Below are 13,281 nucleotides of genomic sequence, written 5' to 3' on the forward strand. Positions count from 1 at the left end.
TCCCCGTCAGCCGATGGTCATCAGGCTGGCGTTGCCACCCGCGGCGGCCGTATTGACCGACAGCGAACGCTCGATCAGCAGGCGCTCCAGCGCCAGCCCTTCCCCGCCGTGCGGCAGGCCTTGCACCCCCACGATCGGGCCGGCACGTCGTGCCAGTCCTTCGCAGATGGCGCGCAGATGGTCCGAATCGCCGTGATGCAGCACCGCATCAAACGCCGCTTCGTCGGTCGACCCGACCACGCGGACGCGCGATTGTACTGCCGCCGGCAAGCCCCGAAGTACCGCTTCGATGGCAGGGTTTTCCTGCACAACGGCCACGCTGCCGACCGCCAGCACGGCTGCCAGTTGACGCAGCCAATCCGCCGGATCGGCCGCCACGCACAGCACCGCTTCACGCGGCAACAGCGTGTAGGTGTTGCGCTCGCCGGTCGGGCCGGGCAGCGTGGCCGTGGCGCCCGTGGCCGAAGCCGCAGCCAGGCGCTCGCACAGCGCCGCCAGTTCTGCCGATTGCTTGCGCGCCCAGTCCGTCAGCGCGTCGAACGGTGCCAGCAGCGCGCGGCGCGCGTCGGTATCGACCTCCGTACCTGCACCTGCGGTGAGTTGCAGCGCGGTGCGCATGGCGTCCTGCGGGCAGGTCGACAGCAAACGCAGCAGATACAGCGGGCCGCCGGCCTTGGGGCCGGTGCCCGACAGGCCTTCGCCGCCGAACGGCTGCACGCCCACCACGGCGCCGACGATATTGCGGTTCACATACAGGTTGCCAACGTGCGCGCGGTCGACCACGTGCGCGATGGTCTCGTCGATACGCGTGTGGATGCCCAGCGTCAGGCCGTAGCCCGTACCGTTGATCTGCTCGATCAGCTTGGTGAGGCCGGTGTTGTCCGCCGAGCGCTTCCAGCGCACCACGTGCAGCACGGGGCCGAAGATTTCGCGCGTCAGGTCCGACAGGCTGTCGAGTTCGATCACCGTCGGCGGCACGAACGTGCCGTGCGCGCACGCAGCTGGCACGGGTGCCTGATGCACGCGGCGGCCCTTGGCGCGCATCGCTTCGATGTGGCCGACGATGTTGTCGCGCGCCTCGGCGTCAATCACCGGGCCCACGTCGGTGGCGAGTCGATCCGGATTGCCCATCGCCAGTTCGGCCATGCCGCCCTTGAGCATCGCCAGCACGCGGTCGGCGACGTCATCCTGCAAGCACAGCACGCGCAGCGCCGAGCAACGCTGCCCCGCCGAATCGAACGCAGACGACAGCACATCCGCCACCACCTGCTCGGCCAGCGCCGACGAATCGACAATCATTGCGTTCTGACCGCCGGTCTCGGCAATCAGGGGGATCGGCGCGCCGTTGGCATCCAGGCGGCCGGCCAGCGTGCGCTGCAGGATGCGCGCGACTTCGGTCGAGCCAGTGAACATCACGCCCTTGGTGCGCCCGTCCTTCACCAGCGCCGCGCCGACGGTCTCGCCGCGGCCCGGCAGCAGTTGCACGGCACCGGCCGGCACGCCGGCTTCGCGCAGGATGCGCACGGCTTGCGCCGCAATCAGCGGGGTCTGTTCAGCGGGCTTGGCCAGCACCGGGTTGCCGGCGGCCAGCGCAGCGCTGACCTGGCCGGTGAAGATCGCCAGCGGGAAGTTCCACGGGCTGATGCAGACCACTGGGCCCAGCGGACGGTGCGTGTCGTTCGAGAACCCACCGCGCACCTGTGCCGCGTAATAGCGCAGGAAGTCGACGGCTTCGCGCACCTCGGCGATGGCGTTGGACAGCGTCTTGCCGGCCTCGCGGATGATCAGGCCCATCAGGTGCTGCATCTCGCCTTCCATCAGGTCGGCGGCGCGATCGAGCAGCGCGGCGCGCGCTTCCGGCGGCGTGGCTTGCCAGATCGGGGCGGCGGCGGTGGCGGCCGACAGCGCGGCATCCACGTCGGCTTCGGTAGCTTCCGTCACATGGCCGACGATGTCGCGCAGGTCTGACGGATTGCGCACCGGCTGCCGAAGTTGCGATGGCCCCCCCACGTAAGGCGCATCGCCGATGGTCGGCTCGGCGGTCCAGACCGTGCTGGTGCCGGCAAGAAGGGCGGACGACAACGACGCCAGGCGCTGCTCGTTCGCCAGGTCGATGCCCGACGAGTTTGCGCGAACGTCACCGTAAAGGGCGCGCGGCAGCGGAATCTTCGGATGCGGGAGGCCGAGCGTCCCTTCATCGGCGTGCATCTTTTCCACCACCGCCACCGGGTCGGCGACGAGGTCGTCCAGAGGAATCGACTCGTCCGCAATGCGGTTCACGAACGAGGTGTTGGCGCCGTTTTCCAGCAGACGGCGCACGAGGTAGGCCAGCAGCGTTTCGTGCGTACCGACCGGCGCGTAGATGCGGCACGGGCGGTTCAGCTTGCCCGGCTTGTTGCCGACGACCTGCTCGTACAGCGGCTCGCCCATGCCGTGCAGGCACTGGAATTCGTATTGGCCGGGGTAATAGTTGTGACCGGCCATGTGGTAAATGGCGGCCAGCGTGTGGGCGTTGTGCGTGGCGAACTGCGGGAAGATCGCCTCCGGCGCCGCCAGCAGCTTGCGCGCGCAGGCCAGGTACGACACGTCGGTGTAGACCTTGCGCGTGTAGACCGGGTAGCCCTCCAGGCCGTCGACCTGGGCGCGCTTGACCTCGCTGTCCCAGTACGCGCCCTTCACGAGGCGGATCATCAGACGGTGCTTGCTGCGGCGGGCGAGGTCAATGATGTAGTCGAGCACGAACGGGCAACGCTTCTGGTAGCCCTGCACCACGAACCCGATGCCGTTCCAGCCGGCCAGCTCCGGCGCGAAGCACAGGCGTTCCAGCAGGTCGAGCGACAGCTCCAGACGGTCGGCTTCTTCCGCATCGATGTTGATGCCGATGTCGTATTCGCGGGCCAGCATCGCCAGGCCCTTCACGCGCGGATACAGTTCGTTGATCGTGCGGTCGTATTGCGCGCGGCTGTAGCGTGGGTGCAGCGCCGACAGCTTGATCGAGATGCCCGGCCCTTCGTAGATGCCGCGCCCGCCCGACGCCTGACCGATCGCGCGGATGGCCTGCTCGTACGACGCGAGGTAGCGCTGCGCGTCTTCCTCCGTCATGGCGGCCTCGCCGAGCATGTCGTAGGAATAACGGAAGCCCTCGGCCTCGAACTTGCGCGCGTTGGCCAGCGCCTCGGAAATGGTTTCGCCGGTGACGAACTGCTCGCCCATCAGGCGCATCGCCATGTCCACGCCCTTGCGGATCAGCGGCTCGCCGCTCTTGCCGATGATGCGCGTGAGCGCGCGCGACAAGCCCGCTTCGTTGTGCGTGGCGACCAGCTTGCCCGTCAGCAGCAGGCCCCAGGTGGCGGCGTTCACGAACAGCGACGGGCTCTGGCCCAGGTGCGAATGCCAGTTGCCGTTGCTGATCTTGTCGCGGATGAGCGCGTCGCGCGTGGCCTTGTCGGGGATGCGCAGCAGCGCCTCGGCCAGGCACATCAGCGCCACGCCTTCCTGGCTCGACAGCGAGAATTCTTGGATGAGGCCCTGCACCAGGCCTTCGCGGCCGGTGCCGACCTTTTGCGTGCGGAGCTTGCCGGCGAGGTCCCGTGCGAGCTGCTTGGCTTCCGAGGCGAGCGCGCCCGGCAAGCGGGCCTGCTCCAGCAGCATCGGAATGGCTTCGGTTTCCGGCCGGCGGTAGGCGGCGGTGATGGCAGCGCGCAGGACCGACTGCGGTTGCACGCTTTGCGCAAATTCGAGGAACGGTTGCACCGCGGGCTCGTCACCCTCGTGCACGTCCGAGACGGCTGCGGCGGCGGACGGGAGGCCATCCGCCGCCGGGCCGTTTGCATCAGTTGGCAGCTGCCCCCGCTCCACTTGATCCAGATACGTGAAGATCGCCTGCTTGATCAGCCAATGCGGCGTGCGGTCAATGGACTGCGCAACGCGCTTGAGGCGTTCACGCGAAGCATCGTCCAGCTTGACCCCGAGGGTGGTTGTAGCCATGTGGGTTCCTATCCAGAGCTGCCATTGCCTGGCTTGTGGCCGGCAAATTGGGCGGATCATACGCCTGGCGATCCCGAAGGTGCAACCTAGTGAAACCCCTTGGTTCGAAATGGGTAGATTGGGGTGCAACCGCTGGGGTGGTGGGGGATTTTGGGGCGAGTTTTATTGTGTTGGTGGGCGGGTTTTTTGGCTTTTGGTGCGTCCCTTGTTTCATCCCCTGCCGGGGCTGACTCACTTTCTTTGGTCTTGCCCAAAGAAAGTAAGCAAAGAAATGCGCGCCCGAGATGGCGAAAGATTCCTTGAATTTATGTCGCAGGGAGGGGAAGGGAAAAACTCGCTGCGCTCAGACAGTTTCCCTTCCTTTTTCCTCCCTGCAACAGAAATTCAAGGCGCCATCTAGGGCAGGAAAGTCAAAGGACAAAGCCACACCCTCGGGACGCCCGCCCAAACGACAAGGCCAACCGCGCGATGGGTTGGCCTTTTTCTTTTGACGTTGAGCCCTTGATGGCGCCTTGGATTTTTGTTGCGGGGAGGATCAAGGAAGGAGCCTTGTCTGAGCGCAGCGAGTTTGGCTCCTTCCCCTCCCCGCGACACAAATCCAAGGAGGGGGTCGCCATCTCGGGCGCGCCTTTCTTTTGCTTACTTTTCTTTGGCAAGACAAAGAAAAGTAAGTCGGTCCCGGCAGGGAACGAAACAGGGATGGACCACCAACCCTCAAATCCTCAAAGGATCAATCTCCAACTGCCACCGCACCCCCTTCACCGTCTTCCCAATCCCCGCAAACCCCTCAGTCCAGGCAGTCAAAAGCTTCTGCAAAGCCGCCCGAGAACCCGATTCCACCAGCAACTGCGCCCGCTCGCGGTTGGCCAGGCGCACCATCGTCATGGGCACCGGATCATGCAAAAACACCGGCGCGCCCAATTCAGCGGCCAAGGCTTCACCAGCCGAACGCGCGGCGCCCAAAAACTCCAGCGCCCGCGCGACTTCCTTGTGCTCTGCGGTCAACAACGCCTGATAGGCAAACGGCGGCAGCCCGGCCTGTTTGCGCTCCCGCAGCAGCTGGCGCGCAAAACCGTCGTAGTCGTGCCGAACCAGCGCCTGCAGCGCCGGTGCGTCGGGATACCGCGTCTGAATCAGCACCTCGCCGGCCAAGCCCGCCCGACCCGCGCGGCCCGCCACCTGCATCAGCGAGGCAAAGAGATGCTCCCCCGCGCGGAAATCGTGCGAGAACAGCGAGGAATCGGGCGCGACCACGCCCACCAGTGTCACGCGCTGGAAGTCATGCCCCTTGGCGACCATCTGCGTGCCGATCAGGATGTCGACGCTGCCTTCGTGCACGGTGTCGAACAGCGCTTCGGCGCTGCCCTTGCGGCGGGTGGAATCGGCGTCGATGCGGGCGACGCGGGCCTGCGGAAACAGCTCGCCGAGGGTCTCTTCGATGCGCTGGGTGCCGCGCCCGAGCGGGGCGATGTCGACGTTGCCGCAGTCGGGGCAGTGATGCGGAATGCGCGATTCGTACCCGCAGTGGTGACACCGCAGGCGCCGCTCCGGCTTGTGCAGCACCAGGTACGCCGAGCAGCGCGGACAGCCCGACAGCCAGCCGCACGCGTCGCAGGACAGCACTGGCGCGTAGCCGCGGCGGTTGAGGAACAGCAGGCTTTGTTCGCCGCGCGCCAGGCGATCGGCAATCGCGTCGACGAGCGGTTTGGACAATCCATCGCGAATCTGGCGTCCGGCGCGGCGTTCCAGGTTCAGGTCGATGAGCGACACGCGCGGCAGCACAGCTTCAGCCTGCGCGCGTTGCGAGAGCGTCAGGCGCGTGGTGGCGGTCTGCTCGGCGCGCCACCAGGTTTCCAGCGACGGCGTGGCGGAGCCCAGCACCACGGGGATGTTGCGCTGCTTGGCACGCCACAGCGCCAGGTCGCGTGCCGAATAGCGCAGGCCCTCCTGCTGCTTGTACGACGTGTCGTGCTCCTCGTCGACGAGGATGAGCGCGAGGTTGGGCAGCGACGCCAGCATCGCCAGCCGCGTGCCGAGCACGATGCGCGCCTCGCCACGATGCGCGGCCAGCCAGTTCAGCGCGCGCGGCTGTTCGGCCAGGCCGCTGTGCAGCGCGGCCATGGGCACGCCGGGAAAACGCGCCGCAATGCGCGCCTCCAGCTGCGGCGTCAGGTTGATCTCGGGCACCAGCATCAGGACCTGCGCGGCGGGGTCGCGCGCCAGGGCGTCGGCGATGGCGTGCAGGTAGACCTCGGTCTTGCCGCTGCCGGTCACGCCAAACAGCAGGAATGGGCTGAATGTGCCGGCCGCTCCCGCCTGGGCAATGGCGGCCACGGCAGCGGCCTGTTCGTCGTTCAGGGCGGGGGCGACGGAAGGCGGCGGCAGTTCGAGCGGTTGCGGCAGCAGTGCCTTCGGCCGCAGTTCTGCGCGCAGCCAGCCGACGGTCGTCCAGTCCCGCAGCTTGGCGACGGCCTGCCCGTGCAGTTCGACAGCCGCGCTGGTGGACAGCTCGCCATCGCCGGTCAGTGCTTCTGCCAGGCGCATGGCGCCGGACGCACGTTTCGGAACGCTGTCGAGCAACGCGGCCCGCGCCGGTTCAACCATCACGTAGACGGTTTCATTGGCCTGCCGGGCGAGGTTGTCCCAACTGCCCGGCGTGCGCCACAACGGCGGCAGCGCGGGCAACGTCACCTCACCGAGCGCACGGTGGTAGTAACCGGCAGCAAATTCGGCGAGCGCCCGCCATTCGGCGTCGAGCGGCGGCACCCAGTCCAGCACCCGCTCCACATCGCGCAGCTTTTCCAGCGGGACCTCGGTGGTTGCGGCAGTTTCGACCACCAACGCCACCACGCGCCGGTTGCCGAACGGCACCACCACGAGTTGCCCAGGCAGCACGGGTTGCCCGCACCGGTAATCGAACACGGCATCGAGGGGTGTATCGATCACCACACGCGCAATGGCAGCCGACACCTGGGCATCAGAGAACGCGGCGTCGACGAGGGCGGTGGTCATGCTTGGCGCAAACGGTTGAATTGCAAAGAGATTGTTGCGATGCAGCGGCGCATCGTGCACCTGGGAAATGCGTCTTGCCCATCTCACCTTGCCTTCACAGCCATTGCCATGGTCGGTTCAATGTTCAAGTACTACTTGAGGTTTATGCCTTGGCGCCCTGATCGGCGACCGTTTTCCGGCCTATCCACACGGCCTGTGGATAACTTTGTTGAAAAGTCGGCCGCTGCGGCCGCGAAGGCCGGTAGACGCGCCGTTTTTCTAGCTTGCACGATTTACGCGCACGCGGCTTTCTTTCAGAAAAATCAAACACTTATGCGTTGCGTGCACAGAGCCGCCGCTGTTGCGCCGCGGAAAGAATCAGCCGCGACAGCTTTGTGCATAAGTCAAGTCTTGACAGCCCGCTTACGCACCAGAAAGCGCGAAATAAATCGCTTGACACCCCGCTGGGGCCAGATGGGGCCACCGGCACGCGAGTAGTCACTCACCCCTACTGCACCAAAGCGGCGAAGATTCCACCCGTGCCCCCGACTTCACGCACTACTGCGGCACGATTCAAACGCTATCGCACTGCAGCATTGATCTTGATCGTGTTACTTCGCTTTCGACCGCAGCGCGCGGCTGAAGCTGTGCACCTCGTCCACCAGCACCGATACGGCTTCGGGTGGTGTGAACTGCGAGATGCCGTGGCCGAGGTTGAAGATGTGGCCATCGCTGCCGCCGCCGGCTGCATAGTCTTCCAGCACGCGGCGCACTTGCGCGCGGATCGCCTCCGGCTCGGCAAACAGCACGGTCGGGTCCAGGTTGCCTTGCAGGGCGACGCGGCCTGCCGTTCGCTGGCGGGCACGCTGCAGGTTGACGGTCCAGTCCACACCCAGCGCGTCGGCACCGGTCTCGGCCATGGCTTCGAGCCACAGGCCGCCGCCCTTGGTGAAGAGGATGACCGGCACACGCTGGCCGTCGGCGCCGGCGCGAATGCCTTGCACCACGCGCGCCATGTAGGCCAGCGAGAACTCATGGTAGATGCCGTCTGCCAGCGCCCCGCCCCACGTATCGAAAATCTGCACGGCTTGGGCACCGGCATCGATCTGCGCGTTCAGATAGTCGATCACGGCCTGCGCGTTGATCTCCAGGATGCGGTGCATCAGGTCCGGGCGGGCGTAGAGCATCGACTTGACGGTGCGGAAGTCGTCCGAACCGCCGCCTTCGACCATGTAGCAGGCAAGCGTCCACGGGCTGCCCGAGAAGCCGATGAGCGGCACGCGCTGGCGGCCGTCCTGGACGAGCGCACGGCGGATTTCCGCCACGGCGTCAAACACGTATTGAAGCGACGACATGTCCGGCACGGACAGCGCCGCCACATCGGCTTCCGTGCGCACCGGTTTGGCAAAGCGCGGCCCCTCGCCTTGCGCGAACGACAGCCCCAGGCCCATGGCGTCGGGCACGGTCAGGATGTCGGAAAACAGGATTGCCGCGTCCAACGGGTAGCGATCCAGCGGCTGCAACGTCACCTCGGTCGCATACGCCGGCGACTTGGCCAGGCCGAGGAAGCTGCCGGCCCGCGCGCGCGTGGCGTTGTACTCGGGCAGATAGCGGCCCGCCTGGCGCATCAGCCACAGCGGCGTGTAGTCGGTCGGCTGGCGGCGCAGGGCGCGCAGGAAGGTGTCGTTGGCGAGCGGTGCGGACATGGCGATGGACTCTTTGGGAGGGCGCCATTGTAAGGGATGGTGTTTTTATCCCGCCCTGACCCAGGCCAACATGCCGAAGATCACGGCGCGGATATCACGGCACCTTGTGCGTATCGCCCGCACGCTGCGGCGGCAGCTTGATCGCCATCGACTTGAAGTCGGGGCTGGTGGTCAGCGTTCCGTGCACCACACCGCGCGGAATCACGATCAGATCGCCAGCCCTGACCTCGCGCGGCGCGTTGTCGAGCCAGACGGTGGCCGTGCCCGACATCACGTACTGGATCTCGTCGGCGTACGTATGCGTGTGCTTGGCCACGGTGCCGACCTGGACGCCCACGGTGCCGTTGGCCGCCGTGACCAGCGTCTTGGTGCGCAGCGACCCCATCTCGGCGATGACGGGGCCGATCTCGTCCGGCGTCATGCCGCCCATGTTGACGATCTGTGCCGCAAGCGGCGGTGCCGAGGCCGGAGCCGCAGCGGGTTCCGATGCTTGCGCAAACGCGCCGACGCTACCGGCAAAGATGGCGGCAGCAGAAATCGCTCGGATCATGGCAACAGGACGATGGCGATGCATGGTGGCTCCTCCTCAAGACGCGGTCGCCGTCAATGCGCGGCGGTCCGTGGCGCGTTGGTTGGCTCGTTCGTCTGGCGCGCTCGCGGCGATTGTCGCATCGGCATGCGGCCGCGTAGACCTAGGGCGATTCCCGAGAAACCGGGCGCCGCTCCCAAAACGGCTCGCCTATAGTGGACGGCGCCAAGCCCACCACAAAACGACATCACAGGAGACCGGCATGACGCATAAAGGAAGCTGCCACTGCGGCAACGTCGCATTCGAAGTTGATGGGCACCCCGAAAACGCGATGGCGTGCAACTGCTCGATCTGCCAGCGCAAGGGCTCGCTGCTGTGGTTCGTGGCGCGCGACAAGGTGCGGCTGCTCACGCCGGAAGACAACGCAAGCGCCTATCTCTTCCGCAAGCATGTGATCAAGCACCGCTTCTGTCCGACCTGCGGCATCCATCCGTATGCCGAAGGCGTCATGCCCGACGGCACGCCGATGATTGCCGTCAACGTGCGCTGCCTGGAAGACATCGATCTGGCGAGCGTGCCGGTCACCCACTTCGACGGGCGGTCGATGTAGCAACGCGGTGGGCTACAGCCACATCTGCATCACGCGCTCGCCAGCCTCCACCGGCTTGCCGTTCGGCATCCACACCGCGTCCAGCATCGGCCGCACGAGATCGAGTTCGGTCGACATGCCGTCCTGCCGGCCAAAGCGTGCGCTGTTGGCGGCCTGCGCTTCCACGATGCGGCGGTCCTGCTCCGCCACGCGATACAGGAACGGCCAGACGAACCAGCGCACGGCCCAGGCTGGCGCCCAGCGGTTTTCCACATGCAGCGTGGCGAACAGGCGCGTGCGCATCTCGTCTTCGGGCGTGAAGTGCAGCGTGAAATACAGCGCGCTGCCGTTGGCGTAGCGGTATTCGAGCTGGGCGGTGGCGGGCGCAACGATACCGAAATGCGCGCGCTCCATCGTGCGGGGCGATTCGAACAGGCGGTACAGCAGACCGGTTTGCTGCGGCTGGCCGGCGTAGTCGACCTGCAGGCCATCTGCCGATTGGGTGACGGTCACCGTCATCGGCTGGCGCGCGCCATGGCTGCGCACGAGGCCCGGATGGACGAGATGCGTGTGCAGCGGGTCAAGAAAATTCTCCAGCGCATCGGCGGGGCGTGCCTGCCACAGCGTGCTCCACAGAAAGCGGCGGCTGCCGGGCGGCAAGCGCTGCAGGAATGCCGGCAAGGCAGCCGGGGCAGCTTCGCCCGCTGGCCGTGCGCTCATCCAGATCAGCCCGTCGTGCTCGAACACCTGCCACGCATTCACTTGCACAGCGGGCACGGCGGCGCCTGGGCACATGCCCGGCATGGCCGTGCAGCGGCCGTCGGCGCCGAACGTCCACCCGTGGTACTTGCACTGCAGTGTCTCGCCAACGAGCTGGCCGTCGGACAACGGCACATGCCGATGCGGGCAGCGATCGTCCAGCGCGAGCAGGCCACCGGAGGGCAAGCGCGCGAGCACCACGGCACGGCCAAACACGGTCACGCGCATCGGCTTGTCGCGCAGGCGGTGCGCCTCGGCGACGGGATACCAACCGCGCAGCAGCGTGGTGTTCCAGGCAGTCATAACTGAAAGCGTTGCATGATCGGCACGCCGATCCGGGTGGTAAGGGTGCGCAGCACGGCGATGGCGCGACGCGTGGCGGGTGGCAGATGCCGGCAGTAGACGGCGCTCATCTCGATGGCCGGCACGCCGCCGCGCAGGCGCTTGAAATGCGCGGCGCCGGCGCTCAGGTTCAATTCGGCATCGCGCGTGATGGTCAGGCGCAGCACGTGCGCCATCAGCAGACGATACAGCGCGGCCTGCTGCGGCCACGTCGTGTCGTAGCCGACGATGGGCGCGGTCAGCAACGACCCTTGCCCAAACACGCCGACCACCCCGCGCAGCACGCCCTGCGCATCCCGAAAACCCGCGCATTCGAGCAGCCCCGCCGCATGCCACGCGCGAAGAAACGCTGCCGTGTAACGCGGGTTCAGCGCGGAATACTTGTCGAGATAGAGCTGCGCATACAACCGCTCGGCCTGGGCGAAGTCGGTGTCGGTGAAGGCGTCGTGCGGCACGAACGTCAGCGGCGTCGCGTCGATCAGCTTGAGGTCGCGCCGCAGATCGCGACGCAGTTCCGATGCGCGCGACGCACGCTGCAACTGCAGGAACAGATAGACCTGCCGCGTGGGGATCAAATCGAAGCCGGCAGCCGTGGCGGCGCGCAGCCAGTCGGCGTGCTGGATCGTGTTGAGCGAACGCAGCCAGATCGCGCGGTCCGGCCAGCGCTCGCGGCATGTTCGGGCCAGCGCGTCCAGATCGAACGCCGCCGCCGATGGATAGAGGTTCGTACTGACCAGCCAGTTGTTGACGGCCACCGCGCGATCGAGCTGCGCATGCCGCATCCACATATCGGCCAGGCCGATCCCGCCGCGCAGCACCGGACGCAGCATGCGCGGCATCAAGCGCTCGGATTCTTCCGCCGCATAGCGGCCGTATGTGGTAATAGGCGAGCAGACCCAGGCGTTCTCATTCTCGACGGGGTCGGCGCGGTCCTCACTGCCGTTGACGGTCACAGGCAGCGGCAGACCACCGGCCTCCACCACATCGACCTGCGTCACCAAGTTGGCGACGAACGGCTGCGACGCCTGCCCGCGATGCACGTGCAGGAACGCACCGGCCTTGTCGGCAAAGCACGCATGCGGCACCGCACCGGGCGCGTTCATACCTCGGGCAGCGCCTGGCCGTCCCACTCGATGTCTTGCGTGGCGGCTTCGCGCATGTTGCAACGTTGGGCGATGGCCATGCGCGCATACGCGGCGAGATCGCGCACACCACCCCACAGCGGGCCGCGGTCGCCCGGCGTGGCGATGACGTCGGTGGCGGCGCGCCAGTCGTGGCGCCATTGGCGCAGCGTGCCGTGGCGCAACGCATCGAACAGCCCTGCCGATGCCATCACCGCAGCCGCCATGCGCGGCACGCCGGGCGACGGTTCGATGCAGCCGTCGAGCGCGCCGGCCAGCGCGGCGGGCAACGCATCGTCAAGGCCGAACAGGTGGCAACCGCTGGTCGCGCGCGGGTTGCATTCGAGCGGGCTCACGCGGCCGTCGGCCTGCTGGATCCAGTCGAACGAGAGCTGCCCCGTGAAGTCGAGCTTGCGTGCGAAGTTGGCAACGAAGTGACGTACCGCGTCGATGCGCGCAGGCGCGAAGTAGAAGCTCGCGCTGGTCGACATGCGCCAGTCCGGCCGATACAGCGCGTGCGCCACGAGCCGGCCGCGATCCGCGACGCTGTACGAGCAGAACTCCCGGCCTGCTACCAACGTCTGCACCACCCAGGCGCCGAGGTCGGCCAGCGGCGGCGCGTCGTCGGGGATGCCGTTGCGATACAGGCGCACATGCACGCCAAAGCGCGAGAACTCCGGCTTGAGCACGACCGCCCGCCCCGCCGCCCAGGCGCGCGCTTCGTCCAACGTTCGCACCCGCGCGGAGACCGGCACATCGGCCCCGCAATCCTGCGCAAGTTCAAGGAACGTCCATTTGCTGTGCACCGCGCGCAGCTTGTCGAAGTCTTCGGCGAGCACCCGCACGTGATGCGGCAAGTGATGCCGATAGCGCGATACGAAGAAGACTTCCTCGCACGTCGGTACCAGCAGATCGATGGAGCGTTCGCGCACGATGCGCGCGAGGTCGGCCGCAAACTGCGCCGATGCATGGCGCGGCGATGCAATGCGAAAGGTTGCCGAAACCGCCCTGGAGGCACCGCTGATCTGGCACGGAATGCTGTCGGCAATGCAGACCGTCCACCCCTGGTGGGCAAAGCGGCGAGCATGGTCGAGCGCCACGGGCGCGCGGCCACCGAGGATCAGCACATTGGGCATACGGGCGGAGCATTGAGGTCAGGCAACGTCCGCCGAAGGTGAAAGGTGGCGGAGATGTTGCCGGGGCTCCATTCTAGGCAAAGGAGCACCCGGCCCGGGCGCGTTGAAGAGGGGTGCGGCG

Annotated in this window: 8 protein-coding genes; 1 reads left to right on the forward strand and 7 read right to left on the reverse strand. The window is 66.8% G+C overall.

Features of this window, described 5'->3' with window-relative positions; all coding sequences use genetic code 11:
* Positions 1 to 6: 6 nt before the first annotated feature.
* The 4 genes from putA to ABIC76_RS08610 all read right to left on the reverse strand — a co-directional run bounded on the left by putA (position 7) and on the right by ABIC76_RS08610 (position 9,258).
* The gene (gene putA / locus ABIC76_RS08595) at positions 7 to 3,987 is read right to left on the reverse strand and encodes a trifunctional transcriptional regulator/proline dehydrogenase/L-glutamate gamma-semialdehyde dehydrogenase (protein ID WP_354533694.1); all 3,981 of its coding nucleotides are present in this window, start codon (positions 3,985 to 3,987) and stop codon (positions 7 to 9) included.
* 714 nt (positions 3,988 to 4,701) lie between these two features.
* Positions 4,702 to 6,999 (reverse strand): primosomal protein N', encoded by a 2,298-nt coding sequence (locus ABIC76_RS08600; RefSeq protein WP_354533695.1) that lies wholly within the window; start codon positions 6,997 to 6,999, stop codon positions 4,702 to 4,704.
* A 590-nt stretch (positions 7,000 to 7,589) separates the two neighbouring features.
* Positions 7,590 to 8,684, reverse strand: coding sequence for a uroporphyrinogen decarboxylase (hemE, locus tag ABIC76_RS08605; protein ID WP_354533696.1), 1,095 nt, complete (start codon positions 8,682 to 8,684; stop codon positions 7,590 to 7,592).
* A 94-nt stretch (positions 8,685 to 8,778) separates the two neighbouring features.
* Complete coding sequence (locus ABIC76_RS08610; RefSeq protein WP_102063992.1) at positions 8,779 to 9,258, reverse strand: cupin domain-containing protein; 480 nt, start codon at positions 9,256 to 9,258, stop codon at positions 8,779 to 8,781.
* Between the two features lie 217 nt (positions 9,259 to 9,475).
* On the opposite strand from ABIC76_RS08610, the gene ABIC76_RS08615 reads away from it, so the two are divergent.
* Positions 9,476 to 9,823, forward strand: a complete 348-nt coding sequence (locus tag ABIC76_RS08615; protein ID WP_316875359.1) for a GFA family protein — start codon at positions 9,476 to 9,478, stop codon at positions 9,821 to 9,823.
* Between the two features lie 12 nt (positions 9,824 to 9,835).
* Here ABIC76_RS08615 and ABIC76_RS08620 read toward each other — a convergent pair whose 3' ends face one another.
* The 3 genes from ABIC76_RS08620 to ABIC76_RS08630 are packed head-to-tail and all read right to left on the reverse strand — an operon-like array spanning position 9,836 to position 13,160.
* Positions 9,836 to 10,864: a Rieske 2Fe-2S domain-containing protein gene (locus ABIC76_RS08620; protein ID WP_354533697.1), complete on the reverse strand. Its 1,029-nt coding sequence runs from the start codon at positions 10,862 to 10,864 to the stop codon at positions 9,836 to 9,838.
* Entirely contained in the window at positions 10,861 to 12,006 is a 1,146-nt protein-coding gene (locus tag ABIC76_RS08625; protein ID WP_354533698.1) for a hypothetical protein, read from the reverse strand. The genes ABIC76_RS08620 and ABIC76_RS08625 overlap by 4 nt, the downstream gene beginning before the upstream one ends.
* On the reverse strand, positions 12,003 to 13,160 hold the full coding sequence (locus ABIC76_RS08630; protein ID WP_354533699.1) for an ATP-grasp domain-containing protein: 1,158 nt from the start codon (positions 13,158 to 13,160) through the stop codon (positions 12,003 to 12,005). Before ABIC76_RS08630 ends, ABIC76_RS08625 begins: the two co-directional genes overlap by 4 nt.
* Between the last annotated feature and the right edge of the window lie 121 nt (positions 13,161 to 13,281).

It is taken from the genome of Ralstonia sp. 1138 (assembly GCF_040544795.1).
GTDB classification, from domain to species: domain Bacteria; phylum Pseudomonadota; class Gammaproteobacteria; order Burkholderiales; family Burkholderiaceae; genus Ralstonia; species Ralstonia flatus.